Genomic DNA, 25377 nt, shown 5'->3' with positions numbered 1-25377 from the left:
GTGGTCGCGGCGGGCCCGTCCGTACGGGCGGGCCCGCTGTCCGAACCGGCGACCACTCCGCGCGCCCGGGTCGTCTGCCCCCACCGGTTCGCCGGGGGCTCCGGATACCGGCCGGAGCCCCGGTTCCCCGGTGAGGTCCGTCCGTACGGGCGGACCGTCCTTGGGCGGCGCCTCAGCGCGGGCCGTCGAGCCGCGGGCTGTCGAGCCGTCGGCCGACAAGCCGTGGGCCGTCGAACCGCAGCGGCGACACCCGTACGGTGCGGCGCGGCAGGGCGGTGGGCAGGGCCGCCAGCAGGGCGGTCGCGGTGAACATCGCGTAGTGCCCGGCTTCCGGCCACGGGCCCGCCCAGCCGAGTTCGCCGTGGCGGTGCTCGGCGAAGGCGTTGCAGCAGAGCCAGGCCGCCAGGCCGATCAGCGGTGCGGCCCCCGGCCGGGCGCGGCGCCCGACCAGTCCGCACAGCGCCAGGTAGCCGAGGTACGGCAGCGGGCCGGAGTGCAGTTCGCGCAGAACCGCGAGCGCGAGTGCCAGTGCGCCGCCGCCCAGCAGCGCCACCGTGCCCGCGGTGGGGGCCGAGAGGCGCTCCAGCACCGGGCGGTAGCGGTCGGCGCCGGGGCGGGCCGAGTACATCCGCACCGCGGACTACCGCTTCACCGCGAGGGCTTCGCGCGCGGGGCCGGCCGACGGGTGCCGGCGGGCGCGGCGGTGCGCGGACTCCAGCCGGTGCAGGTCGTGAAGCAGTTCGGGCACCGGGACGGTCAGCACCGGGCAGCCGGCCTTCCGGGCGCAGTGGCCGGGCACCGAGCGCCGCAGCCGGCGGCGCAGCGGGCCGCCGCTGCGGCCGAGGACCAGCAGGTCGTCGGGCCGGTCGGCGACGTGCAGCAGGGCGGGGCCGGCCTCGCCGCGGATCACCACCGGGTGCAGCGGCACCCCGGGGTCGGTACCGCCGAAGGCCGCGTCGAGGGCGTCCCGCAGGCGCTGTTCGGCGGCCTCCCGGACGGCGGCGAGCAGCGGTGGGCAGGGCGAGCGCCGGTAGCCGTGCTCGCCGCCGGGCGGCTCCCAGGCGAGCACCGGCACCAGGGCTGCGCCGCGCTCGCGGGCCTCGGCGACGCCGCGGTGCAGTGCCGCGAGGCTCCCCAGCGATCCGCTGACCCCGACCACCACCCTGGGTGCCGTGCCGCCTTCGTGCCGCCCGTTGCCGTGCATGATCCGTCCTCGTGTGGTCGCGTTCTCCGTCGTCCTCCACCCAACCGCCGCCGACGGGGCTGACCTGCTCTCCTTGACGCCTTCCTGACGTCCCTGGGGTCGTTCCCAACGCTCTCCATACGCGGCGCACCCGGCCCACCTGGACGGTCAACCGCCAGCCGCACCTCAAGCAGCAGCCCGCCGACCGGATCGTCGTCCGGGTCTACTCGCCGTTCGTCGACCGCCCCGGCGACTTCGTGCGCGAGCCGATGCAGGACCGCACCGGCGAGGAGACCACCCAGGAGTGGCCGTACCACCTGGGCGTGCCGGTCGGGGAGATCCCCGAGCAGTCGCAAGTGACATGAATGGTGCTATCGTCAGTAGCACCATGTTGCTGAAGCTGGACATCGGGGACACCCGACCGCTGCACGAACAGGTCGCCGGCGCGATCAGACGGGCCGTCGCCGAGGGCGAGTGCGCCCCCGGGGACAAGCTGCCCCCGGCCCGGGAGCTCTCCCGGGCGCTGGGGGTGAACACCAACACCGTCCTGCGCGGGCTGCGCACGCTGCGCGACGAGGGGGTGCTGGAGTTCCGCCGGGGCCGCGGCATCACGATCGCGACCGGCGCCGACACCCGCTCCGAACTGGTGGACCGGGTACGGCAGTTGGTCGAGGCCGCGGCCCAGGCCGGCTACAGCAGGAACGATCTCGTGGACATGATCAGGGGGCTGTCGTGACGGACGAGGGGACGACTTCGACGAGGGCGGCGGCAGAGCGGCCGACGCACCGCGGTGCGGTCTGGGCGGCGGCGACCTGGTCGGCGGGCGTGCTGGCCCTGCTGATCGCGCTGCCGCTGGTGGCGCGTGACCGCCTGCCCGACCCGCTGGCCACCCACTGGGGCGGACGGGAACCGGACGACTCGATGTCGCTGACGGCCGCCGTGCTCTTCCCGGCGGCGTTCTGGGCCGTCCTGGTGCTGACCGCGGTGGCCCTGCGGCGGTACCGGGGCAACCTGGCGCCCGGCGCCGCGGCGACCACGCTGGCGGCCGGCGGGGTGCTGCTGACGGGCGCGCAGGCCTCCATCGTGCACGCCAACCTGGACCGTGCCCGCTGGCAGGACGCCGCGCCGATGGGCATCGAGGTGGTCCTGATCCTGCTGGCCACCGGCCTCGCGGGGCTGCTCGCCCGGCTGGCGAGCCGCCACTACGGCGCCCGGCCCGCGCCGCGCCCCGCGACCGGGGAGCCGGCGCTGGAGGTGCCGCCGGGCGCGCACCTCGTCTGGCTCTCCCACGCCGCCAACCCGTGGCTGCAGCTGACCGCGGCGGTGTTCGGGCTGGCGGCGGTGGCCGTGGCGGTGGCCGCCACCAGCGGGGTGGCCGACGTGGGCCTGCCGCTGGTGCTGCTGCTCGCGCTCCCGGCCCTCACCGTGCTCGTCTGCTCCTCGGTGCGGGTACGGGTGACCGCCGCCGGCCTGACCGTCGGCTTCGGCCCCTTCGGGTGGCCCGCCCGCCGCTGGTCCCCCGCCGAGCTGGAGTCCGCCCGCGTCGAGCGGCGCACCGCCGCCCAGGCGGGCGGCTGGGGCTACCGGATCAACGGGCTCGGCACCACCGTGATGCTGCGCGGGGGCGCCTGCCTGGTGGTCCGCACCCGCCGGGGGACGGACTTCGCGGTCAGCGTCGACGACGCCGAGCGCGGGGCGGCCCTGCTCAACGCGCTGATCGCGCGCACCCGGCAGCCCGCCGGCTGAACCGGCGGTTCGGCGGTTCGGCGGTTCGGACGGCGGGGCGGCCCGGTCGTGATGACCGGGCCGCCCCGCCGTTCATGCCACCGTCAGGACTCCCCCGCGCGCAGTTCGGTGGCGATCTGCCGCCGGCCGGCCACCAGCGTCTCCAGCACCACCCCGAGGCAGGCCACCAGCGCCAGGACCGCCGTGGGCAGCAGCACCGGCGGCGCCGCCGGATCCAGGGCGTGGCCGGCCCCGGCGCCGACCAGGGTGGAGAGGTCGAAGGCCGACCCGAGCAGGACGGCCGCCGCCACCGCGACCAGCCCGCCGCCGGCGGCCGCCACCAGGGTCCTCGGCAGCGCCTCCACGAGGATCAGCGCCAGCCCCTGCCGGGGCCGCAGGCCCATGGTGCGCAGCCGGGCGAGCACGGCCGTACGGTCGGGCGCGGCGCGCAGCAGCGTCAACAGGACCGCGAGGACGGCGAATCCGGCACTGGCGGGGGCCGCGTACCAGAACAGCCGTCCGGCGGCCTGCTGCAACGGGTCGGCGGCGAGGTGCCCGGCGTACTCGCGGCTGCTGCCCACCTCGTAGGCGGGCGGCAGTCCGTGGCTGCCCTTGCCGGCCGCCGCGGCGGCCTCCGCGACCCGCTTGGCGCTGCCGGTCGGCTGGACCACGCCCTGCTCCCGCAGCAGCGCCCTGACCCGCTCGGGGTCGACGTCGCCGACGGCCAGCCACCCGGTCGCCCGGCCGAGTTCCGGCAGGCGCTGCGCGGCGGGGCCGGAGGGCACCACGACGAACGGCAGGCTCGGGTCCGGCAGCGCCGGGGTCGCGGTGACGATCCCGGCGACGGTGGTGCGCAGCTCGTTCGCGGTGGACAGGTGCACCGTCGGCGCGCCGGCGGCCAGCCGGGCGGCCAGGTCGCGGCTGAACAGCGCGGGTACCGGGGTGTCCGGGCCACCGGGGGTGCCGGCGAGCCTCGCCGGGTCGAAGCCGCCGACGCCGAGGGTGCGGGCGATCTCGGCGTACGCGGCCGGCTCGGCGACCACGAGGGTCACCTTGGTGTAGTTGTTCGAACCGGCGCCGACGAACAGGGCCCTGCGGTCGACCCGGATCCCGGTCGCGCTCCGGGTGCCGGGCAGCGCGCCGGCGGCCTCGAGGAACCGGTCCGGCAGGGTCGCGTAGTCCGGGACGGACACGGCGACGTCGCCGCCGGTGGCGATGCGCGCGGCGCGCAGCCGCCCGTGGTCCACCGAGTCGAGCACGGTGGCGCCGAAGCCGGTCGCGGTGGTGGCGATCAGCAGGGCGAGCAGCGGCAGTGCGCTGGGCCGGCGACGGCCGGAGGCGTCGCGGGCGGCCCGGGCGAGACCGAGGAAGCCGATCAGTCCCCGGCCGCGGCCGACGAGGGCGGCCAGCCGGCCGAGCAGCAGCGGCTCGATCCGCGCCAGCAGCAGTCCGCCGGTGACCGCGAGCAGCAGGGGGGCGGCGACCAGCAGGGGGTCCACGGCGGCGCCGGAGTGGCCGACGCCCCGGCGGCGGGCCTCGGCCACCGCCGCGACGGTGGCGGCCAGCAGGGCGAGTTCGCCGATCGGCCGGCGCCACCGCCCGGCCGTCCGGGGGCGCGCCCAGAGCAGCGCGGCCCTGGCCGGAAAGGCCAGCAGGGCGAGCAGAGTGGTGGCGAGGCCGGCCGCCGCCGCGGCGCCCCACCGGGGTGTGGGCAGCAGTACCAGGGCGAGCGCCGCCCCGAGTGCGGCGGCGGGCAGGACGGTCACCGCGCCCTCGCCGAGCAGCCGCAGCAGCACCCCGCCGAGCGAGCCGCCGCGGGCCCGCAGCAGCCGGAGTTCGGCGGCGCGCCGGTCGGTGGCGAGGACCGCGGCCAGGCAGAGCACCACCACGGCGACCCCGGCGGCCCCGGTCGGGCCGATCGCGCTCAGCGCCGTCGCGGCCCGGTAGCGGTCGGCCGCCTCGGTGAGGACGTCGGGCAGGAACGAGCTGACCCGCAGGTCGGCCCGCCCGGTCGCGGCGACCAGGGCGTCGTTGTCCGGTCCGGCGAGCAGGTGGGCGACGCCGGCCCGGGTGCGGTCCAGCCGGTCGGCGCGCAGCGGTGCGGGGTCGACGGCCAGCCGCCAGAAGTTCTGGACGTTCTCGCCCCAGGCGGTCAGCGCGGCCAGACTCGCGCCGTCGACGAGCCCGGTGAAGCTCAGCCAGTCGTCGCCGTACTGACCGAGTTCCAGGCAGGGGCGGCCGGGGCAGCCGAGGTCGTCCCAGAACGGGTCCAGCGGGTCGTCGACCCGGTAGATGCCGGTCACCACGCTGGTCCGCCGGACCGCGCCCTTGCTGCCGCTGTCGACGACGTCGCCGACCCTGATGCCGATCATCTCGGCGGCCGTGCGGCTCACGGCCATCGGCAGCGGCGCGCCGGCCGTGGCGGGGCCCGGCCAGCTGCCCTCGATCAGGGTGACGTGGTCGGCGAAGCCGTCCAGGTACATCAGGGAGAGCCGCGGGGGGACTTCGGCGTTGAGCCGCGCGAAGTCCGGGTTGTACACCTTGTCGGCCGCGGTCCGGGTGCCGTGGGCGTGGCCCGGCGCGGAGAGCGGCAGCTTCCCGCTGGACGGCGTCGAGGTCGGCGGCGGTGTCGGTGGGGCGGCTCCTCGCGACGGCCTGCAGGCTGGTCGCGTGGATGCCCTTCTGCCGCACGTGGTCCCGCAGGGCCGCGTCCCCGCCCCGGTCCGCGAGGCGGGGGACGGCCACGGAGAGCAGGACGGTGACGAACGCGAGGGCCGCCATGAGCAGGGCGGCCGCCGGGTCGGCGCGCAGCCGGGTGCGGACCCAGCGCGCCGGGCGGTGGGCGGTCCCGGGGGTGCCGGGGGTTCTCGGGGTGCCGGGGGTGGCGGCCCCGGTGGTCAGCGTCTCCTGCACGGGGCGAGATCGTACAGATCAATTCCGGTTCGGTCAGGCGCGGTTGGGCTGGTGGGAGCCGCTCCTCGGCGACCTCGGCGGTGAGTTGAACCGAACGGGTGCGCGCAGCCGTGAAAGATGGTGCCCCGGGGAACTCCTGACGGTCATCGGGGGCGTAAACCGCTCAAATCGGTGGTGCTTCGAACGCTGATGCGGGTACACCAGTTGACGGTCGCTCAGGTGTGTGGCGGCGCCCGTCCGCACCGCCCACCCCGTCCCACGCGGCCGGAGGACCAGCGGGCCCGCGGGCCCGTGCGAAAGGCAAGGAGGCGTCCGTGACTCACGACTCGCCCACGCAGAACTCCCCCGGCGTCCGGTGGAGCATCCAGGACGTTCGGACCATCGCGATCCTGCGCCTCGGCGTCGGCCTGATCGGCATCCTGCTGCCGCCGGCCCTGCCGTTCGGCAACTGGCTGTCCGCCGTGGTGACGGGGCGCAGCACGGACGGCTTCTGGCCGGTCTCGATGAGCGCCTCGTACTACACCGACACCCGGAACCTCTTCGTCGGCGGGCTGTGCGCCCTCGGGGTGTTCCTGATCTGCTACCGCTTCGACCGCAGGGACGACCGCTGGAGCACGGCGGCCGGCTTCTTCGCGCTCGGGGTCGCGCTGTGCCCGACGTCCGCCGGGGGCGGGTCCGGTGTCCAGCGCACCGTCGGGGTGCTCCACCTGGTCTTCGCCGGCCTGCTGTTCGTCATGCTGGCGATGTTCTGCCTCTACTCCTTCCGCAACCCACGCTCCGCCCAGCCCGCCCGGGTGGGCACGGCCTACCTGGTGGCCGGGGTGGTGATCCTGGCCGCCCTGGGGCTCTCCGTCCTGGCCGGGGCGACGGGCGTCGGCTCGGACTGGTCGGTACGGCCGCTCTACCTGGGCGAGTGGCTGGCGACCTGGGCCTTCGGCATGGCCTGGATCGGCGCCGCACTCGAACTCGCGGCGCACGGCCGCCGATCCTCCTCCGACCGGGGCGACACCGGGACCACCGCGCTCCCCCGGCAGTCGGACGTCGCCGCGTCCGACCAGAGGCACCCCGAGGCACAGGCCTGAGAGCCGCGTCCGAGAGTCGCGCCTGCGAGTCGAGTCAGAGAGTCCGAGAGTCGAGCCTGAGAGTCGAGCCTGAGGGCTAGTCATCTCATCACACTGGAAGACCGTTACCATGCGCACCATGGGCCGCTGCCACCGCGGCCCATGACGAATGCCCAGCAACGGGAGAGCGAGCATGGCGAACGAGATCCGGGTCGAGCACGGTCCGCACGAGGATGCCCCGTCGGTGAACCTGCGGACGGACGTTCCGCACTCCGCCCGGGTCTACGACTACCTCATCGGCGGCAAGACCAACTTCGAGGCGGACCGGGTCGCGGCGCACGCCTCGGTGCAGGCCTGGCCGTCGCTGCCCATCTCGATGCGCACCACCCGCGACTTCATGCAGCGCACGGTGCGCCAACTCGCCGAGCAGTACGGCGTGCGGCAGTTCCTCGACATCGGCACCGGCATCCCGACCTCGCCGAACGTGCACGAGATCGCCCAGGCGATCGCCCCCGAGGCCCGGGTCGCGTACGTCGACAACGACCCGATCGTGCTGACCCACGCGCGGGCCCTGATGGACAGCACGCCCGAGGGCCGCACCTGTTACGTGGACGCGGACTTCCGCGACCCGGAGTCGATCATCGGCGACCCCCGGCTGCGCGAGGTGCTCGACTTCTCGCAGCCGGTGGCGCTGTCGCTGATCGCGATCGTCCACTTCGTGCTGGACGAGGACGACCCGCAGGGCATCGTGCGCCGCCTCATGGACGCCCTGGCACCGGGCAGCTTCCTCGCCCTGACCGTCTTCACCGGGGACACCGACCCGGTGGGGGTCGGCGGCGTGGGCCGCGAGTACAACGCCCGCGGCATCCCGCTCCAGATCCGCGACAAGGCCGAGACGGAGGCCTTCTTCGCGGGCTACGAGCTGCTCGACCCGGGGGTCACGCTGGTGCACCACTGGCGGCCGGACGCCGGCGCCGCGCCCGTCCGCGACCAGGACATCGCGATGTACGCGGGCGTGGCCGTCAAGCGCTGAGCGACCGGCGCCCCACGACCGATCGCGGAATCGTTCCCGCGATGGCGGGCCCGGTCAGCCGGACACGGAGACCAGGCCCGCCTCGTACGCCAGGATGACCAGCTGCACCCGGTCCCGGGCGTCGAGCTTGGCCAGCAGCCGGGTCATGTACGTCTTGACGGTCGCGATGCTGAGCACCAGTTCGGCGGCGATCTCGGAGTTGGACAGGCCCCGGCCGACCAGGGTGAGGATCTCCCGCTCACGCCCGGTGATCGCCGCCAGCCGCCGCTCGGTGGCGGTGCCGGAGGCGGTGCCGGTGATGGCGGCCGTGGCCGGAGCGGCGGCAGCCGCGAAGGCCCCGATCAGCCGCCGGGTGACGCTCGGCGCGATCAGCGCGTCCCCGGCGGCGACCACCCGCACCGCGCCGAGGATGTCGTCCAGCGCCATGTCCTTGACCAGGAAGCCGGACGCCCCCGCCTCCAGCGCCGCGTACACGTGCTCGTCCTCGTCGAAGGTCGTGAGCACCACCACCCTGGTCGGCCCGCCGTCCGCGGTCACCAGCCGGGTGGCCTCGATGCCGTCCATGCCTGGCATCCGGATGTCCATCACCACGACGTCCGGCCGCAGTTCGGCGGCCAGCCGGACGGCCTCCGCCCCGGTGCCCGCCTCGCCGACCACCTCGACGTCGGCCGTCTCCGCGATCACCATCTCCAACGCGGCGCGCACCAGCGGCTGGTCGTCGGCCAGCACCACCCGGATCACGCGCCCGCCTCCCTGATCGGACCCGGCACGGGCAACCGGGCGGCCACCCGGAAGCCGCCCCCGGGCAGCGGCCCGGCCTCGAACTCGCCGCGCAGCAGGGCGACCCGCTCCCGCAGCCCGGCCAGCCCGAACCCGCCGCCCGGCCCCTCCCCGGAGCCACTGCCCCGGTCGGTGACCTCGACCGACAGCTCCCCCGCCGCCCGGTGGTCCACCGTGACCACGCAGGCGCCGACGTCCGCGTGCCGCACCACGTTGGTCACCGACTCCTGGACGATCCGGAAGGCCGCGAGGTCGACCTCCGGCGGCAGCGGCCCCGGTTCGCCGTGCCGCCGCACCTCCACCCGTACCCCCGCGGCGGTGGTCGCCCCGGCCAGCCGGTCGAGGTCCGCCAGGCCCTGCGGCACCGTGGCCGAGGCCTCGCCGTCGGCCCGGCGCAGCACGACCAGCATCCGGCGCAGCGCGGCCAGGGTCTCCCGTCCGGCGGTCTCGATCTCGCCCAGCGCCTGCTTGGCCCGCTCCGGCCGACGGTCGATCACCCGGCGGGCGGCGCCGGCCTGGAGGGCGACGATACCGAGGCTGTGCGCGACGGTGTCGTGCATCTCGCGGGCGATCCGCAGCCGTTCGGCGGTGACGGCCTCCTCGGCCACCCGGGCGCTGAGCACCTCGGCGTGCTCCCGGTTCTGCCGCACCGAGCGGCCGACCAGCCAGGCGACCAGCCCGAGCAGCGCGGCGCCGTCGGCCGAGCCGATGTGGGTGCCGGTGAAGATGCCCACCGTGTCGCCGTGCACCATGCCGATGTGCAGCACCAGGAAGGCCATGACCAGCGCGAACGCGGCCCGGGAGCTGCGCCGCGGCCGGGTCGCGGTGATCAGGCAGAGCGCGGTGTCCACCGCGAGCAGGGCGCCGGGCGGCACCTGCGCGCCGCCGGCCCAGCCGTCGGCCTCGGTGAACGCGGCGACCACCAGCAGGACGACGGAGAGCACCGGCAGCCGTCGTACCAGCGCCGCGCCGGCGAAGGCCACCGCCGTGTCGGCCAGGGTGAACGCCCAGCCGCCGTGGGCGGCGGCGCCGGGGTGCTGCGAGGCCTGGCCGCCGAGCCGGACGGCGGGGTAGCCGGCCGCCACGCACCAGGCGAGGCCGACCCAGGCCTCGGGCGGAACCCGCCGGAGCAGCGGCGGGGAGGGGGGTGAGGGCATGGTCCGAGATCGTAACGACGGTCCGGGACGCCGTCATCCAACCGTGGTTGTACGGCCCCGGGTGGCCTCCGGGTGGCCCGCGGTGTCGACACCGGTCCGATGTGCCCGCCCCACGATCCCCGGCACCGTGGGGCACATGATCGAAGTCACCGAGCTGACGAAGCGCTACGGCCGCGGCCACCACGTCCGCACCGTCGTCGACCGCCTCTCCTTCACCGTCCGGCCCGGCCGGGTCACCGGCTTCCTCGGCCCCAACGGCGCGGGCAAGTCCACCACCCTGCGGCTGGTCCTCGGTCTGGGCGACCCGACCTCCGGCACCGTCACCGTGGACGGCCGTCCCTTCCGCGGCCGGCCGCGCGGCCTGCGGCACGCCGGCGCCCTGCTGGACGCGGGCGACGCCCACGGCGGGCGCACCGGCCGGGCCCAACTGCGGGCGCTGGCCCGCGCCAACGCGATCCCGGCCGCCCGGGTCGAGCAGGTGCTGCACGAGGTCGGGCTCACCGAGGCCGCCGGGCGCCGGATCCGCGGCTACTCGCTCGGCATGCGGCAGCGGCTCGGCATCGCCGGCGCGCTGCTCGGCGACCCGCCGGTGCTGCTGTTCGACGAGCCGCTGAACGGACTGGACCCGGAGGGCGTGCTCTGGGTGCGCGGGCTGTTCCGGCGGCTCGCCGCCGAGGGCCGGACCGTCTTCGTCTCCAGCCACATGATGGCCGAGATGGAGCACACCGCCGACCACCTGGTGGTGATCGGGCGCGGCCGGCTGCTCGCCGACGAGAGCCTCACCGAGTTCGCCGCCCGAGCGGGCCTGCGCGCCGTCACCGTCCGGGCCGCCGAACCCGAGCGGCTCACCGCCGTGTTGACGACGGCCGGCGCCACCGTCCGGCCCGGCCCGGACGGCGAACTCGCGGTGAGCGGCCTGGACGCCACCCGGATCGGCGAACTCGCCCTGGAGCAGCGCCTGTTGCTGCACGCCCTGACCACCCGGGGCGCCTCCCTCGAGGAGGCGTTCATGGACCTGACCGCCGACAGCGTCGAGTACCCCGCCGGAGAACCCCGTTGAGCACCCTGCCCGCCTCGCCCCGTACCCTGCCCGCCTCGCCCCGCACCGAACCGCGTGCCCGCTTCGGCGACCTGCTGGCCTCCGAGTGGATCAAGTTCTGGTCGCTGCGCTCGGTCCCCTGGGTGCTCGGCCTCGGCGCCGTGGCGATCGTCGCCGCCAACCTCAAGTCCGCGCTCTACACCCGCGATCACTACACCCCGGGTGACGGCGACCCCGTGGCCATGGCACAGGTGGCGCTGAACGCCGCGTTCAACATGGCCTCCGCCGACATCCTGATGCTGGTCGCGGGCGGCCTCGGCGCGCTCGCGATCGCGGGCGAGTACGCGACCGGGCTGATCCGCACCACCCTGGCGGCCGTGCCCGACCGCCGGGCGGTGCTCCTCGCCAAGGCCTGCGTACTGGCCGCCGTGCTGTTCGGCTTCGGGGTGCTCACCGTCGGTGCCTCCTTCGGCGGGAGCCAGGCGATCCTGTCCGGGACGGGCATCGGACAGTCCGTCACCGATCCGGCCGCGCTGCGGTACGTCGCGGCGGCGGTGCTGTTCGGCCCGGTCTGCGCCCTGGTCGGCCTCAGCCTCGGCACCCTGATCCGGCACGGCGCGGGGGCCGTGGTGGCCACCGTCGTGGTGCTGTTCTTCGTCCCGTCACTGGTCACCGAGCGCTACCGCTGGAGCGCCGACCTACTGCACGCCCTGCCGCTGCCCGCCTGGCAGCGCCTGGCCCGGACCAGCCTGGCGGGCCTGCGCCCGTCCGAGTACCCGGCCACCGTCGCGGGCTCCTGGACCACCTTCGCGGTGTGGTCGCTGGCCTCGGTGGCCGTCGCGGCACTCGCCATCCACCGCCGGGACCACTGACGGCCCACCTGCGCGGCACAGCACGAAACGTGGCACAGCGCGAAACGCGGCACGGTGCGAAACGCGGCACAGCGCGAAGCACGGCAGCTCAGAACGCCGCGATGCTGCCCGATGCCCGCTCGGCCCGGCTGAGCGTCCGCAGCACGGCCGCCCGGCCGTGCCGCCGGACGGCCAGCCGGGCCAGCAGGCCGATCACCGACTCGGCGGTCTCCGGCGGCAGTTCGGGTCCGTCCACGGCGACGCTCACCGCCAGGTCGTCGCCGTGGACGGCGAGTTCCATCGTCCGGGTGGCCAGCAGGTCGTCGAGGGTCAGTGCCCACGGGCCCCAGAACGGCAGCCGGGCGGACCGGGTGGCGTCCGCCGCCGCCAGGGTGTCCGCGAGCTCCGGCAGTACGGCGGCGAGCCGGCGGTGCAGCACGGCCGGCCCGTCGGCCGCGAAGGCCTCACTGCCCTGCCGGATCCGCACGTTGACGTCCGCGTCGAGCGCGGCGCCGACCCAGGCCGACCGGGCGTAGTGGTCCAGCAGCCCGACCACCGGCTCCGCCGGTTCGGGCGCGGCCAGCACCTCCGGCACGCAGAGGACCTGGTAGGCCAGGTGCCCGGCCAGCCCGCCGACGCTCCACTGCGCCAGCGCGCTCGGCAGCCGCCAGGCCCGGGCCACCTCCGGGCGGCGCAGCAGTTCCTCGGCTGCCGCGGCGGCGGCCAGGAAGTCCGTCCGGGCGCCCGTCACGGCCCGTCTCCGCGGCTCTGCCCGTCTCCGCCGCGCGGCCCGTCCCCCACCCGCGGCCCGTCCCCGAACCTCGGCCCGGCGGCCCGGAAGCTGCCCCGGCCCGAGGCCATGTCGGCGACCGCCACCAGCAGCGCCACCAGCACCAGGCCGGCCGCGACCGTCACGCCCAGCTGGAAGGCCAGCGCCCAGTCCGGGCGGGGCCCGGCCGCATGGGCGAAGAACACCGAGCCGACGACGGCGATGCCCACCGCCGACCCGACCCGCTGCGCGGTCTGCAGCACCCCGCCCGCGCTGCCCGCCCGGGCCACCGGCACCTGCTGGAGGGTCAGCGTCTGGTTCGGGGCGATCACCAGCCCGCTGCCCGCCCCGGCGACCAGCAGCGGCAGCGCCGTCGTCCAGCCCACGCGGGGCCCCGACCACAGCTGCACCGCCAGCGCCGAGGCCAGCAGCCCGGCCAGCACCAGCAGCAGTCCGGCCACCACCAACCGCCGCCCGAGCCGGCTCACCAGCCGCCCGCCCACCGTCGCGGACACCCCCGAGCCGACCGCGAACGGCGTGACGGCCAGGCCCGCCGTCAGCGCCGAGTAGTGCAGGCCCGCCTGGAGGTAGAGCGTGAAGATGAAGAAGATCGCGGTGAACCCGGCGAAGTACACCAGCGACAGCAGCGTTCCCGCCGCGTACGGCCGCACCGCGAACAGCGCCATGCTCACCAGCGGTTCGCGCCGCCGCCCGTAGTGCAGCTCCCAGCCGACGAACACGGCGAGCAGCACCGCCGCCAGCGGCAGCAGCAGCCAGCGGGCCCAGCCGTGCCACTGCTGGGCCTGGACGAACGGCAGCAGCAGCGAGACCGTCCCGGCGCCGAGCAGCAGCACACCGACCGGGTCGAAGTCCCGGTGCCCGGCCCGCCGGTCGGCGGGCGGCGGCCCCGGGAGCAGCCGGTAGGCGATCGGCAGCAGGGCGACGCCGATCGGCAGGTTGACCAGGAACACCCAGCGCCAGCCGTTCTCCGGGCCGACGGCCTGGATCAGCAGCCCGCCGAGCAGCGGTCCGACGGCGGTGGACAGCCCGATGGTCGCGCCGAGGGCGCCGAAGGCCCGGCCGCGCTCAGCGCCCTGGAACAGCACCTGGATGAAGCCGGACACCTGCGGCACCAGCACGCCGCCGGCCGCGCCCTGGAACAGCCGGGCGAGCACCAGCCACTCCTGGCTCTGCGCCGCGCCGGCGAGCGCGCTGGCCACGGTGAACAGGGCGAGCCCGGCGAGGAAGACGGCCCGCCGGCTGCGCGCGTCGCCGAGCCGCCCGGCGGGCACCAGCACCAGGCCGAAGGCCAGCGCGTAGCCGCTGAGCACCCACTGCAGGCCGCTGTCGGACATGTGCAGCCCGACCCGTACGGTCGGCAGCGCGACGTTGACGATGCTGACGTCCAGCAGGGTCATGAAGCCGGCGACGAGGCAGACGGTGAGCGCCCGCCAACGCCGGGCGGCGGCCCGGGCGCCCACGGCGGTGGATCCGGGCTGCTTGGGGTTCGTGGTGCTGCGCGGGGGGTCGGCGTTCATGGGAGCCTCCCGGGGGCCGGGGCTTCCTGGTCGACATCCTGGTCGACGGGGCATCTGGTCGATGGGGCGTCCTGGGTCGACGGGTGATCGTCGGTCGGCCTGGCTCGGATCATCGTCGCCCGGCCCACCTTTGCCCGCCACCCGGGCGGATTCCACCCACTGTCACCCGAACGGCCGAACCGGATCGCGACCGCCGCCCGTACCCCGGAGGCTGACGGCATGACCGTCGCCACCGAGACCGCGCCCTCCGCCCCTCCGGTGCTGGACGTCCGGCAGCGGAACGTCGTCTTCGCCACCATCGTGCTCGGCGTGCTGCTGGCCGCCCTCGACCAGACCATCGTCGGCACCGCGCTGCCCACCATCGTCGCGGACCTCGGCGGGGCCGCGCACATGTCCTGGGTGGTGACCTCCTACCTGCTGGCCGAGACGGTGGCCACCGTGCTGGCCGGCAAGTTCGGCGACCTGTACGGGCGCAAGCTGCTGTTCCAGATCTCCGCCATCGTCTTCGTCGCCGGCTCGTTCCTGTGCGGTCTGGCCACCTCCATGACCCTGCTGATCACCTGGCGCGCCGTGCAGGGCTTCGGCGCGGGCGGCCTGATGGTCACCGCCATGGCGCTGATCGCGGACGTCATCCCGCTGCGCGAGCGCGGCAAGTACCAGGGCGCGATGGGCGCGGTGTTCGGCGTCGCCACGGTGATCGGGCCGCTGCTGGGCGGGCTGTTCACCGACCACCTGTCCTGGCGCTGGGCGTTCTACGTCAACGTGCCGCTCGCGGTCGTGGTGGTCGCCGCCGCGGCCCGGACCATCCCCTCCGTCCGCTCGGCGACCCGCCCGGTCGTCGACTACCTGGGCATCGTGCTGGTCGCGGCCGGCGCCGGCGCGCTGATCCTGGCGACCAGTTGGGGCGGCAACCAGTACGCCTGGGGCTCCGGGGTGATCATCGGCCTGTTCGTCGGCGGCGCGCTGGCGCTCGGCCTGTTCTGCTGGGTGGAGACCCGGGCCGTCGAACCGATGCTGCCGATGCGGCTGTTCCGCAACCCGGTGTTCACGGTCTGCTCGGTGCTCAGCTTCATCGTCGGCTTCGCCATGCTCGGCGCGCTGACCTTCCTGCCGACCTTCCTCCAGTACGTGGACGGCGACTCGGCGACCGTCTCCGGCGTCCGGACACTGCCGATGGTGCTCGGTCTGCTGATCGCCTCGGTCGCCAGCGGCAACGCGGTCAGCAAGACCGGGCAGTACCGGCTGTTCCCGATCGTCGGCACGGCGGTGATGGCCCTCGGCCTCTACCTGCTCTCCCGGCTGGAACCCGGCACCGGATCCGTACTCGCCTCGCTCTACATGTTCGTGCTCGGCGCCGGCATCGGGCTGAGCATGCAGGTGCTCACCATCGCCGTGCAGAACACCGTCGACTACGCCGACCTCGGCACCGCCACCTCCGGGGTGACCTTCTTCCGCACCATCGGCAGCTCCTTCGGCACAGCGGTGTTCGGCACCATCTACGCCAACAGCCTGAAGACCGAACTCGCCGACGGGATCGCCACCGCAGCCCGGCTCACCGGCGCCGACCCGGCCGCGCTCACCCACGCCGCGCAGAGCCCCCAGGGCCTGCACCAGCTGCCCGCCGACCAGGCCGCGCCGATCGTCCAGGCCTACTCCGACGCCCTGCACACCGTGTACCTGTGGACCATCCCGGTGGCCGTGATCGGCTTCGTGGTGTCGCTCTTCCTCAAACAGGTGCAACTGCGCGACACCGCCCGGGCGGGCTCCACCGACATGGGCGAGGCCTTCGGCCAGCCGACCACCGCCGACTCCGACCCGCACCTGGAGTACGCGGTGTCCACGCTCGTGCGAGGGGTGGACCTCGACACCGTCCGGACGATCGTCTCCGGCGCCGGCACCCGGGTGGACCTGGCCGGGGCCTGGGCGCTGATGGAGGTGGCCGGCCACACCAAGGCCGTCGGTCACGCCTCGCTGGACCTCGTCGGAGCCCGCAAGCGGGTGCCGCCCGAGGTCCTGGAGCCGGTCTTCGACCGGATGGCCGCCGAGGGCTACCTGCTCCGCGACGGCGACCACCTCTCCCTCACCGAGGCCGGCACCCACGAGGTCCGCACCCTCGCCCACGCCTGGTCCGACTGGCTCAACGCCCGCCTCGACGCCGACGCCGGCCGCCCCCGCAGCCCCCGCCTGCGCGCCGCCGCCGACGCCATCGCCTGGCGCCTCCTGGTCGAGGACCTCGCCAACGGCCTCCCGGCCCACGCCCGCCCGACGGACGACGCGAGGGCCTAGGAACCGCCTACAGACGAGTGGTGTCGAGGTCCAGGTCGAACGGCGCCGGGAGGTGGACGGGCGTGCCGAAGGGATGCGGGCCGCTCTCGGCGGAACCGAGCGCATTCTGCCTCCCCGCCCGGGAGCGGGCGGGGAGGCAGGAGAGCGGCGGACGAAGGTCAGTGCGGGGCTTCCGCCGGGGTCGGGGCGGGGTGGCGGGAGGAGAGGACGATCACGGCGAGGCTGGCGAGGGCGAGGGCCGTCACCACGGTGAGCATCACGGTGTAGGAGGCCAGCGAGGAGAGCGCCGCGAGCACGGCGGGCAGCAGGAAGCCCGAGTAGCAGAGCGCGTAGTAGACGCCGGTGATGCCGGCCAGGTCGTCCGGGGTGACGATGCGCTGGATCTCCAGCAGTCCGGAGACCACCCCGATCCCGTACGCGGCGCCGAGCAGGACCGCGCCGCCCAGGCCGAGCAGCGGGGAGCGGACCGCCGCGTCGCCGGCGCAGACGGCCATGCCGCAGGCCATCAGCACCATGGAGACGATGACGCCGCGCGCCGAGGAGAGCGAGTCCAAGCGCTTGGCGAAGGGCTGGACGAGGGCGCCGGTGCCGAGGGTGAGGACGGTCAGCAGGGTCGCGTAGGCCAGCGACCAGTCGCCGAGCCGGTCGCCGACCAGCTGCGGGGTCACCGCGTACGCGACGCCGGCCGAGCCGAACACCCACGGGGCCATCGGCAGCACGACCCGGACGAAGCGCCGGTGTCCGGCCGCCGGGACCCTGAGGTCCGCCCAGAGGCTGCGGACGGCCGCCGAGCGGGCCCGGGTCTCGACGGCCCTCGGGAGCAGGAACAGCGCGGGCAGGGTGACCAGCAGGTGGGCGAGGTACGGGGTGACCATCGGCCAGGGGCCCCACTGGGCGAGCACCCCGGCCACCCCGGCGCCGAGGCCGAAGCCGAGGGTGAGGGCGAGGGAGGCGCGGCGGGCGCCTGCGCCCGGGTCGGCGGCCGGGTCGTGCGGGGCCTGGGAGAGCTCCTTGACCCAGCTGGTGCCGACGGCCATCGCGATGCCGACGGCTATGCCGGTGAGGAACCGCCCGGCGTAGATGGGGAGTTCACCGGCGGTGCCGCCGCACAGCACCGCGCTGGCGGCGAGCGACACGGCCACCGCGCCGATCATCAGCGGGCGGCGCCCGTAGCGGTCCGAGGCCGCGCCGCCGACCAGCAGCCCGGGGACCAGCCCGAGGACGTACGCCCCCAGGAAGGCGTCCACGGTGACCTCCGAGTAGCCGCCGAGGTGGCGGTACATCAGCAGCAGCGGGGTGAACTGGTTGCCGCCCCACCCGCAGCAGAGCATGGCCAGGGCCGCGAGCAGCCACGGCCGCCCCCGGCCGGACGGTGCGACGGGACCGGCGGACGGCGGCCGGGTGGTGCTCATGGTGGTGCTGCTCCTTGTCGGATGGTCGGTCCCGGCGGTCCGTCGGGGGTGTGCGCGCACGGTCGTCGGCGCGCGGTGAAGGGGGGTCAGCGGTCGGTGACCGCCCGGTGGGCGTCCAGGTGGGCGCGCAGGGCGGCGGTGAAGCCCTCGGGGTCACGGGCCGCGATCCGCTCGACGAGCACGGTGTGCTCCTCGACCAGCGAGGCCAGCCGCTCCGCCTGCCGCTCGGGCCGCACCTGGAGCAGCTGGACGGCCATCCGGCGCTGGCGGTCGCGCAGCGTCCCGTAGAACCGTCCGGCGAGCTCGTTGCCGGAGGCCGTCACGATGCCCCGGTGGAAGGCCTCGTCGGCGTCGGCGAAGGCGCCGAGGTCGGCCCGGCGGGCCGGTCCGCGCTGCTGGTCGATCAGCTCGGACAGCTGCCGGACCAGCGCGTCGAGGCCGTCGGGGCGGCGGGTGATCCGGCGCACGGCGGTGCTCTCCAGCGCCTCGCGCAGTTCCAGCACGTCCTCGGCCTCGCCGGGGCCGACCGGCACCACGACGGCTCCGCGCTTGGGGAAGAGCTGGAGGAGCCCCTCGGCCTGCAGCCGCAGGAAGGCCTCCCGGACGGGGGTGCGGCTGAGCGAGGCGCGCTCGGCGATCTCGCCCTCGCTGATCAGCGTGCCGCCGGGCAGGCCGCCGCCGAGGATGAGGTCCTTGGTCAGTTCGTAGGCGCGGTCCGCGGCCGGGACGCGGGCGGGGGGCGGGGTGTCGGCCATGGAGCACACCGTAGCACCATAGATGCAAGCTTAGATGCAACAGCCGTGGAGGGTCCTCCGGCGGAGCCCGAGCATCGGTTTCGGTACTGCTCAGGGCCCGAAGAATGCGCTTTCTCAGCCCCTCCCGCAGGGCCGAGGATGGGCGGGGCCAACAGCCTGCCGGGAGGAAGCCTTGTCCCCCATGTCGCCCGTGTCCCCTGTGCCGCCGGCCCTGCCGCCCGTCGACCAGGCCCTGCCGCCCGTCGATCCGGGCCTGCTGCCGCTCACCGCCGAGTTCCGCCCCGAGGGCCTGTCCGTCGGCGGCGTGCTCCTCGCCGAGGCGGCCCGCCGGTACGGCACGCCGCTGTTCGTCTACGACGAGGAGCACCTGCGCCGCCGCTGCCGCGAGGCGGTGGCCGCCTTCGGCCGGGGCAACGTCGCCTACGCCTCCAAGGCCTTCCTCTGCACCGCGATGGCCCGACTCGCCGCCGAGGAGGGGCTGCTGCTGGACGTCGCCTCCGGCGGCGAGCTGCGCACCGCGCTGTACGCCGGGGTCGCCCCGGAGCGGATCGTGCTGCACGGCAACAACAAGGACGAGGCCGAGCTGCGCACCGCGCTGACCGTCGGCCTGCGCCACATCGTGGTGGACAGCTTCGACGAGCTGGACCGGATCGAACGGCTGCACCACGAGGAGGGCCTGCCCCCGGCCCGGATCCAGCTGCGGGTGGCACCCGGGGTCGCGGCCGGCGCCCACCAGGCCATCCAGACCGGCGGCCACGACTCCAAGTTCGGCTTCGGCCTGGCCGACGGCGCCGCCGCGGCCGCGGTGCGCCGGGCCGAGGCCTCCGCCGCGGTACGGCTGGAGGGCGTCCACGCCCACGTCGGCTCCCAGGTGCTCGACCCGGCCGAACTGGCCGACGGCGCCGCCGCGGTGGCCCGGTTCGCGGTGGAGCACGGCCTGCGCCGGCTGACCGTCGGCGGCGGCCTGGGCGTGGCCTACCTGAGTGGGCAGAGCGCCCCCTCCTTCGCCGTCTGGACCGAGCGGGTCCGCGCGGCGGTGCGCGGCGCCGGCTGGAGCGGCGAGATCGGCGTCGAGCCCGGCCGCTCGATCGCCGCCCGGGCCGGGCTGACCCTGTACCGGGTCGGCACCGTCAAGCGGATCGAGGGCGTGCGCACCTACGTCAGCGTGGACGGCGGGATGAGCGACAACCTGCGCCCCGCGCTGTACGGCGCCCGCTACGAGGCCTTCCTGCCCCGCTGCCCCCAGGCACCCCGCCCGGCCCGCGCCCGGCTGGTCGGCAAGCACTGCGAGAGCGGCGACGTGATCATCGACGACGCCGCGCTCCCCGCCGACCTGCGGGTCGGCGACCTGCTGGCCACCCCGGTGACCGGCGCCTACGGCTACGCCATGGCGTCCAACTACAACAAGCTGCCGCGGCCCGCCGTGGTCTTCGTCCGCGACGGCGAGGCCCGCCTGGTGGTGCGCCGGGAGACCGAGCACGACCTGCTCCGGCTGGACGTGGCCGCCGCCGGCACCCGGGAACCGGTGGCCGCGCAGCCGGCGTACTACACCCTCTAACCTGGGCCGATGCTGAACAGCGCCCGACTGCACGTCCTCCTGGAGATCGCCCGCCGGGGCACCATCGTGGCCGCGGCGCAGGCCCTGCACCTGAGCCCGTCCGCCATCTCGCACCAGCTCGCCCGCCTGGAGCAGGAGCTGGGTGTCGCGCTGGTGGAACGGGCTCCGCAGTCCCTGCGCCTGACGCCGGCCGGGGTCCGGCTGGCCGAGCACGCGCAGGCGATCGCCGATCTGATGGCCGTCGCCCAGGACGACCTGCGGGCGCACGCCCAGGCCGCGGCCGGCGTGCTGCGGATCGGCTTCTTCGCCTCCGCCGGGCTGGACCTGCTGCCCCGGGCGCTGGCCGCGTTCGCCGCCGGGCACCCCCAGGTGGAGCTGGAGCTCATCATGGGCCAGCCGCACGAGCTGGTCCCGGACCTGGAGGCCGGCCGGCTGGACGCGGCCGTCGTCTTCGAGCACCCGCTGGACCCGTGGTGCCGGCAGGCGGCGGTGGACGTGCGGATGTACTTCGAGGAGCCGCAGCTGGTCGTGGTGCCGCTGCGGCACCGGCTCGGACGGCGCTCGGTGGTGCGGCTGGCCGAGCTGGAGGGCGAGAGCTGGATCGGCACCCACGGCGGCAGCACCGGCGAGCCGGTGCTCGAACGCGCCTGCGCGGCCGAGGGGTTCCGCCCCCGGGTGCGCTGCCGCAGCGACCACTACCAGGTGACCATCAACCTCGCGCGGGCCGGCATGGGCGTCGCGCTGATCCCGGCGCTCGGCCTGGCCGACAGCGCTGGGGTGCACGTGTGCCGGCTGGACCATCCGCAGCTGCACCGCCGGATCGGGGTGGCCACCCGGGCCACCAACCGCAACCCGGTGCTGCGGGACTTCCTCGCCGAACTCGGCGCCGCCGCCGGGGAGATCAGGTCCCTGCTCGACATGCGGTGGGCCTGATCCCCCGGCCCGGGCCGGGGGATCAGGCCGGCGGCGAGCCGGCTCAGGCCGGCCGCTGGGCCCAGGCCGCGAGGGCGCGGCCGACGTCCCTGATGGCGTGCACGGCGGCCCGTTCGGTGCTGGGCCCGAGCGCCACGTCCCAGTGCGCGACGACCGCGTAGGCCACCCGGCGGGCGCCCACGATGACGCCCGCGTCGGCCCGCACCCCGGTGTCCGTGCCGGTCTTGTTGGCGACCAGCAGGCGGCCGGGCAGCGGCTCGGGGAAGCCGGGGGCGTACGGGTCGTGGTCGATCAGCGCGGGCACCAGGCCGTGGTCGGTGTTGGCGCGCATCCAGCCGAGCAGCCGGGCCGAGGCCGTCGGCGTGGCCATGGTGCCCCGGACGGCGAGGGCCACCAGGCGGGCCAGGTCGCGGGCGGTGCCGGTGGCGAAGACGGGCGGGACGTCCGGCCCGCGCTCGTCGCGCACCCGGTCGTGCAGGGTGAGCCGCTCCAGCCCGAGCTCGCGCGCCAGCCGGGCGGTGGCCGGCAGCCCGACCAGCCGCAGCAGCGCGTTGGTGGCGGTGTTGTCGCTGACCGCGGCGGTCAGCCAGGCCAGGTCCTCCACCGTCCAGCCGGGCCGGCTCAGCCGGCCGAGCAGGCCGGTGCCGCCGGTGACGTCCTCGGGGAGGATCGCCACCGACCGCCCGGCCGTCAGCTCCCCGGTGTCCAGCCGCCGGGCGACCTCGGCGAGCAGCAGCAGCTTGGAGGCGCTGGCGACGGGCAGCACGACGGTGTCGTCCACCCCGACCGCGCCGACCGAGCCGCCGTCGGCGCCGTCGGCCGGGCCGACGGCGTCCACGTCCACGGCCGCCACCGCGAGGGTCAGCGGGAGCGCCGCCGAGCTGCGCGCGGCGGCCGCCACCTGGGCGAGGCTCATCGGACCCGCACCACCTCTCCGGCCCGGATCGCGGTCGCCCGGCCGCCGCGCACCGCGACCCTCCCGGCCACCACCACGGTCTCCACTCCCACCGGCGGCAGCAGCGGCCGCTCGAAGGTCGCGCCGTCCAGGACGGCCGCCGGGTCCAGCACCACCAGGTCCGCGATCGCACCGTCCCGGACCACCCCGCGCCCGGCCAGCCGGAAGCGCTCGGCGGGCAGGCCGGTCATCTTGTGCACCGCGAGCTCCAGCGGCAGCAGCCCCTGCTCGCGCCCGTAGTGGCCGAGCACCCGGGCGAAGCTGCCCGCCCAACGGGGGTGCGGGCGGCCGGGTTTGGGCACCCCGTCGGAGCCGATCATCGACAGCGGGCTGGCCAGCACCCGGCGGACGTCGTCCTCGCGCATCGAGTGGCTGATGATGGTCACCTCGCCCTGCGCCTCCAGCAGCAGGTCGCAGACGTACTCCACCGGGTCGGTGCCGCGCTCGGCGGCCAGGTCGGCGATCCGGCGGCCCTCGGCCGTACGGCGGGCTGGGGCGGCGGCCACCGAGATCAGGTCCCAGCCGCCGTTGCCGACGGTGTTCTCCCAGCCCTCGACGCCGTTCGCGATGTCCGTGCGGATCCGGTCCCGCACCTCCTTGCTGCGCAGCCGCTCCAGCAGCGCGGCCGGCCCGCCCTCGCTGGTCCAGGGCGGCAGCATCGCGTGCAGCACGGTGCTGCCGGCGGTGTACGGGTAGACGTCGCAGAGCACGTCCACGCCGTCGGCGCGGGCCTGCTCCAGGCGCGGCAGGGTGCGCAGGGTGGCGCCCCAGGCGTGCCGCCCCGCGGTCTTGTGGTGGGAGACCTGGAGCGGGGCGCCGGAGCGCACCGCGATCTCCAGCGCCTCCTCCAGGGCCTTCTCCACCTGGGACATCTCGTCGCGCAGGTGCGTGACGTACGGCTTGCCGTGCCGGGCGGCGACCTTCGCCAGGGCGACGATCTCCTCGGTGTCCGCGTAGACGCCGGGCGGGTAGATCAGGCCGGTGGAGAGCCCGGCCGCGCCCTGGCCCAGCGCCCGGTCGAGCAGCTCGCACATGGCGGCCAGCTCCTCGGCGGTGGGCGGGCGGTCCTCGAAGCCCATCACCCCGGCGCGCAGCGTGCCGTGGCCGACCAGCGAGGCGATGTGGTTGCGGCGCAGTTCGGGCCGCTGGCCGGCGGCGAAGGCGTCGAAGTCCTCGGCGGGCAGCACCGGCCCGAGGCCGAAGGAGACCCGTAGGTGCCCGGCCAGTTCGGGCAGCCGCTCGGGCAGCGCGGGGAACAGGCTGATCCCGCAGTTGCCGCTGATCTCGGTGGTGACGCCCTGGAGCAGCGGGGCGAGCCGCAGCTCGTCCAGGGCGTCGCCGTCGGTGTGGGTGCCGCCGCCGAAGGGGGCGGCGAGCGCGTCCGAGTGGGTGTGGACGTCGATGAAGCCGGGGGTGACGACCCGTCCGGTGACGTCCAGGGTCTCGGCCGCGGTCACCGCGGTGCCGGGCGGCAGCACGGTGACCCGGCCGTCCGCGACGGCGAGGTCGGCCGGGCGGGCGGGCGCCCCGGTGCCGTCCACCAGGGTGCCGCCGCGCAGCAGCAGGTCGACCGGGGTCGTGGTCACGTCCGCTCCCATCTGTGCCATCGCTGGTCCCATCGCTCCCATCAGAGCACCGTCGAGAGGAAGGCCCGGGTGCGGTCGTGCCGCGGGGCGGTGAACACCTCGGCCGGGCTGCCGGCCTCCACGACGGCGCCCTGGTCCATGAAGACGACCCGGTCGGCGACCTCGCGGGCGAAGCCCATCTCGTGGGTGACGACGATCATCGTCATGCCGCTGCGGGCGAGGTCGCGCATCACCCCGAGCACCTCGCCGACCAGCTCCGGGTCGAGCGCGGAGGTGGGCTCGTCGAAGAGCATCAGGGTCGGTTCCATGGCCAGTGCCCGGGCGATCGCCACCCGCTGCTGCTGGCCGCCGGAGAGCTGGGCCGGGTAGTGGTCGGCGCGGTCGGCCAGGCCGACCCGGGCGAGCAGCTCGCGGGCCTGCCGCTCGGCCTCCTCCCGCCGGCGGCCCTTGACCGCGACCGGGCCCTCCATCACGTTCTGCAGCGCGGTGCGGTGCGGGAAGAGGTGGAAGCGCTGGAAGACCATGCCGATCCGCTCGCGCTGGTGGCGGATGTCGCGCGGGCGGCGCTCGCGCAGCCTGCTGCCGGAGGCGCCGTGCGGCTCGTAGCCGACCGGCTCGCCGTCCACCTCGATCCGCCCGGCGTCGATCTTCTCCAGGTGGTTGAAGCAGCGCAGCAGGGTGGACTTGCCGGAGCCGGAGGGGCCAATCACGCAGAGCACCTCCCCCGACCTGACCTCCAGGTCGATGCCGCGCAGCACCTCCAGGTCCCCGAAGTGCTTGCGCACCTTCCGGGCCGACAGGACCACCTCGGTGGCCGGCTTCTCCAGGTCCGCACTCATCATCACTTGCCCTCCCCCTTCTTGACGCTCTTGCGTGCTCCACCGCGCCCGGGGCGCAGGTTGGCCAGCACCCGGCGGTGCAGCGCCGGCGGGGCCCCGGCCGGGTTGAACCTCCGCTCCACCGCGTGCTGGGCGACGCTCGCGATGGTGGTGAGCACCAGGTACCAGACGGACGCGACGATCAGCAGCGCGATCACCTCGAAGTTGGCGAGGTAGAGGTGCTGGGAGACGGTCATCAGGTCGGCGCCGGCGATGACGGAGACCAGCGAGGTGGTCTTCAGCATCGAGATGAACTGGTTGCCGAACGGCGGGATGATCACCCGCATCGCCTGCGGCAGCACCACCCGGGTGAGGATCTGCCGGTTGGACATGCCCAGCGAGGCACCGGCCTCGCGCTGCCCGGGGTCGACGCTCTGGATGCCGGCCCGGACGATCTCGGACATGTAGGCGCCCTCGTTGATCGACAGGCCGAGCAGCGCCGCCACGAAGCCGGTGATCAGGGTGTTGGACTGCCAGCTGACCAGCTTGGGCCCGTCGAACGGGATGCCGATGCTGATCTCCGGGAAGAGCAGCGCCAGGTTGAACCAGAAGATCAGCTGCACCAGCAGCGGGGTGCCGCGGAAGAACCAGGTGTACGCGCCGGCGGTGGTCCGCAGCACCGGGCTGTCGGACAGCTGCATCACGGCGACCACCACGCCGATGACGATGCCCACCACCTGGGAGATCAGGGTGAGTTGGACCGTCACCCAGAGCCCTTCCAGGATCACGCCGTCGAACTGGTACCTGGCGACGATGTCCCAGTGCAGGTTGGGGTTGACGATGACGGTCCAGGCGAGCCAGACGGCGACGAAGGCGGCCGCCAGGACGGCGAACCAGCGGGCCGGGCGGGGCCGGCCGGTCACCTCGAAGGCGAGGTCGTCGTCGGCGGCGGCGCCCCCGGAGGTCGTCGCGGGGCTAGCCTGGGCGGTCGTCGCGGGGCCGTTGGGCGTCGCGGGGTCTCTCAT

The 25377-nt window shown here is 75.3% G+C and carries 22 protein-coding genes and 1 pseudogene; 10 read left to right on the top strand and 13 right to left on the bottom strand.

Annotated elements, in window-relative coordinates; all coding sequences use genetic code 11:
• Positions 1 to 172 precede the first annotated feature (172 nt).
• A complete protein-coding gene (locus ACGF0D_RS13190; RefSeq protein WP_392915558.1) occupies positions 173 to 634 on the bottom strand; it encodes a hypothetical protein in 462 nt (153 codons plus the stop codon).
• Positions 635 to 640: 6 nt separating this feature from the next.
• Positions 641 to 1204 carry a universal stress protein gene (locus ACGF0D_RS13185; protein WP_392915555.1) on the bottom strand — a complete coding sequence of 188 codons (564 nt, stop codon included), beginning with the start codon at positions 1202 to 1204 and terminating at the stop codon, positions 641 to 643.
• Between the two features lie 149 nt (positions 1205 to 1353).
• Between ACGF0D_RS13185 and ACGF0D_RS13180 the strand changes: the two are divergent.
• The 3 genes and pseudogenes from ACGF0D_RS13180 to ACGF0D_RS13170 form a co-directional block, all read left to right on the top strand.
• Positions 1354 to 1548: pseudogene (locus ACGF0D_RS13180) on the top strand (oleate hydratase); the annotation flags it as partial.
• A gap of 23 nt (positions 1549 to 1571) precedes the next feature.
• A complete protein-coding gene (locus ACGF0D_RS13175) occupies positions 1572 to 1919 on the top strand; it encodes a GntR family transcriptional regulator (protein ID WP_392915553.1) in 348 nt (115 codons plus the stop codon).
• Positions 1916 to 2929, top strand: a complete 1014-nt coding sequence (locus tag ACGF0D_RS13170) for a DUF1648 domain-containing protein (protein WP_392915550.1) — start codon at positions 1916 to 1918, stop codon at positions 2927 to 2929. The genes ACGF0D_RS13175 and ACGF0D_RS13170 overlap by 4 nt, the downstream gene beginning before the upstream one ends.
• 83 nt (positions 2930 to 3012) lie before the next feature.
• Here ACGF0D_RS13170 and ACGF0D_RS13165 read toward each other — a convergent pair whose 3' ends face one another.
• A complete protein-coding gene (locus ACGF0D_RS13165) occupies positions 3013 to 5448 on the bottom strand; it encodes a hypothetical protein (RefSeq protein ID WP_392915547.1) in 2436 nt (811 codons plus the stop codon).
• A gap of 687 nt (positions 5449 to 6135) precedes the next feature.
• On the opposite strand from ACGF0D_RS13165, the gene ACGF0D_RS13160 reads away from it, so the two are divergent.
• Both ACGF0D_RS13160 and ACGF0D_RS13155 read left to right on the top strand, forming a co-directional pair.
• Complete coding sequence (locus ACGF0D_RS13160) at positions 6136 to 6903, top strand: hypothetical protein (RefSeq protein WP_392915544.1); 768 nt, start codon at positions 6136 to 6138, stop codon at positions 6901 to 6903.
• Positions 6904 to 7075: 172 nt separating this feature from the next.
• Positions 7076 to 7915, top strand: a complete 840-nt coding sequence (locus ACGF0D_RS13155; protein WP_392878060.1) for an SAM-dependent methyltransferase — start codon at positions 7076 to 7078, stop codon at positions 7913 to 7915.
• Positions 7916 to 7969: 54 nt separating this feature from the next.
• On the opposite strand, the gene ACGF0D_RS13150 is transcribed toward ACGF0D_RS13155, so the two are convergent.
• Complete coding sequence (locus ACGF0D_RS13150) at positions 7970 to 8647, bottom strand: response regulator (RefSeq protein WP_392878209.1); 678 nt, start codon at positions 8645 to 8647, stop codon at positions 7970 to 7972.
• A 5-nt stretch (positions 8648 to 8652) separates the two neighbouring features.
• Positions 8653 to 9852 (bottom strand): sensor histidine kinase, encoded by a 1200-nt coding sequence (locus ACGF0D_RS13145; RefSeq protein WP_392915541.1) that lies wholly within the window; start codon positions 9850 to 9852, stop codon positions 8653 to 8655.
• A 136-nt stretch (positions 9853 to 9988) separates the two neighbouring features.
• Between ACGF0D_RS13145 and ACGF0D_RS13140 the strand changes: the two genes are divergently transcribed.
• Positions 9989 to 10912, top strand: coding sequence for an ATP-binding cassette domain-containing protein (locus ACGF0D_RS13140; RefSeq protein ID WP_392915539.1), 924 nt, complete (start codon positions 9989 to 9991; stop codon positions 10910 to 10912).
• The gene (locus tag ACGF0D_RS13135; protein ID WP_392915536.1) at positions 10909 to 11763 is read left to right on the top strand and encodes an ABC transporter permease subunit; all 855 of its coding nucleotides are present in this window, start codon (positions 10909 to 10911) and stop codon (positions 11761 to 11763) included. The genes ACGF0D_RS13140 and ACGF0D_RS13135 overlap by 4 nt, the downstream gene beginning before the upstream one ends.
• An 88-nt stretch (positions 11764 to 11851) precedes the next feature.
• Here ACGF0D_RS13135 and ACGF0D_RS13130 read toward each other — a convergent pair whose 3' ends face one another.
• Both ACGF0D_RS13130 and ACGF0D_RS13125 read right to left on the bottom strand, forming a co-directional pair.
• Positions 11852 to 12493, bottom strand: coding sequence for a maleylpyruvate isomerase N-terminal domain-containing protein (locus ACGF0D_RS13130; protein ID WP_392915533.1), 642 nt, complete (start codon positions 12491 to 12493; stop codon positions 11852 to 11854).
• Positions 12490 to 14049, bottom strand: a complete 1560-nt coding sequence (locus ACGF0D_RS13125) for an MFS transporter (protein WP_392915530.1) — start codon at positions 14047 to 14049, stop codon at positions 12490 to 12492. Before ACGF0D_RS13125 ends, ACGF0D_RS13130 begins: the two co-directional genes overlap by 4 nt.
• Before the next feature lie 219 nt (positions 14050 to 14268).
• Between ACGF0D_RS13125 and ACGF0D_RS13120 the strand changes: the two genes are divergently transcribed.
• On the top strand, positions 14269 to 16335 hold the full coding sequence (locus ACGF0D_RS13120; RefSeq protein WP_392915528.1) for an MDR family MFS transporter: 2067 nt from the start codon (positions 14269 to 14271) through the stop codon (positions 16333 to 16335).
• Positions 16336 to 16493: 158 nt separating this feature from the next.
• Here the strand turns inward: ACGF0D_RS13120 and ACGF0D_RS13115 are convergent, their stop codons facing one another.
• Both ACGF0D_RS13115 and ACGF0D_RS13110 read right to left on the bottom strand, forming a co-directional pair.
• Positions 16494 to 17747: an MFS transporter gene (locus ACGF0D_RS13115; protein ID WP_392915526.1), complete on the bottom strand. Its 1254-nt coding sequence runs from the start codon at positions 17745 to 17747 to the stop codon at positions 16494 to 16496.
• An 86-nt stretch (positions 17748 to 17833) separates the two neighbouring features.
• The gene (locus ACGF0D_RS13110; RefSeq protein ID WP_392915523.1) at positions 17834 to 18502 is read right to left on the bottom strand and encodes a GntR family transcriptional regulator; all 669 of its coding nucleotides are present in this window, start codon (positions 18500 to 18502) and stop codon (positions 17834 to 17836) included.
• Between the two features lie 190 nt (positions 18503 to 18692).
• On the opposite strand from ACGF0D_RS13110, the gene lysA reads away from it, so the two are divergent.
• Together lysA and ACGF0D_RS13100 are read left to right on the top strand one after the other, a co-directional pair.
• On the top strand, positions 18693 to 20060 hold the full coding sequence (lysA, locus tag ACGF0D_RS13105; RefSeq protein ID WP_392915520.1) for a diaminopimelate decarboxylase: 1368 nt from the start codon (positions 18693 to 18695) through the stop codon (positions 20058 to 20060).
• A 9-nt stretch (positions 20061 to 20069) separates the two neighbouring features.
• Positions 20070 to 20993 (top strand): LysR family transcriptional regulator, encoded by a 924-nt coding sequence (locus tag ACGF0D_RS13100; RefSeq protein WP_392878076.1) that lies wholly within the window; start codon positions 20070 to 20072, stop codon positions 20991 to 20993.
• Positions 20994 to 21036: 43 nt separating this feature from the next.
• Here the strand turns inward: ACGF0D_RS13100 and ACGF0D_RS13095 are convergent, their stop codons facing one another.
• Genes ACGF0D_RS13095 through ACGF0D_RS13080 form a run of 4 tightly spaced genes read right to left on the bottom strand, consistent with a single transcriptional unit; the run spans position 21037 to position 25377 of the window.
• Entirely contained in the window at positions 21037 to 21909 is an 873-nt protein-coding gene (locus ACGF0D_RS13095) for a serine hydrolase (protein ID WP_392915518.1), read from the bottom strand.
• Positions 21906 to 23534, bottom strand: a complete 1629-nt coding sequence (locus ACGF0D_RS13090; RefSeq protein ID WP_392915515.1) for an amidohydrolase family protein — start codon at positions 23532 to 23534, stop codon at positions 21906 to 21908. The genes ACGF0D_RS13095 and ACGF0D_RS13090 overlap by 4 nt, the downstream gene beginning before the upstream one ends.
• Positions 23535 to 23575: 41 nt before the next feature.
• The gene (locus ACGF0D_RS13085; protein ID WP_392878211.1) at positions 23576 to 24373 is read right to left on the bottom strand and encodes an amino acid ABC transporter ATP-binding protein; all 798 of its coding nucleotides are present in this window, start codon (positions 24371 to 24373) and stop codon (positions 23576 to 23578) included.
• Between the two features lie 2 nt (positions 24374 to 24375).
• Entirely contained in the window at positions 24376 to 25377 is a 1002-nt protein-coding gene (locus ACGF0D_RS13080) for an amino acid ABC transporter permease (RefSeq protein WP_392915512.1), read from the bottom strand.

The sequence above is a fragment of the Kitasatospora sp. NPDC048298 genome (assembly GCF_043201465.1).
Lineage (GTDB): Bacteria > Actinomycetota > Actinomycetes > Streptomycetales > Streptomycetaceae > Kitasatospora.
Note: the sequence above shows the minus strand (reverse complement) of the source record. Positions and strands in the feature narration are given on the sequence as shown.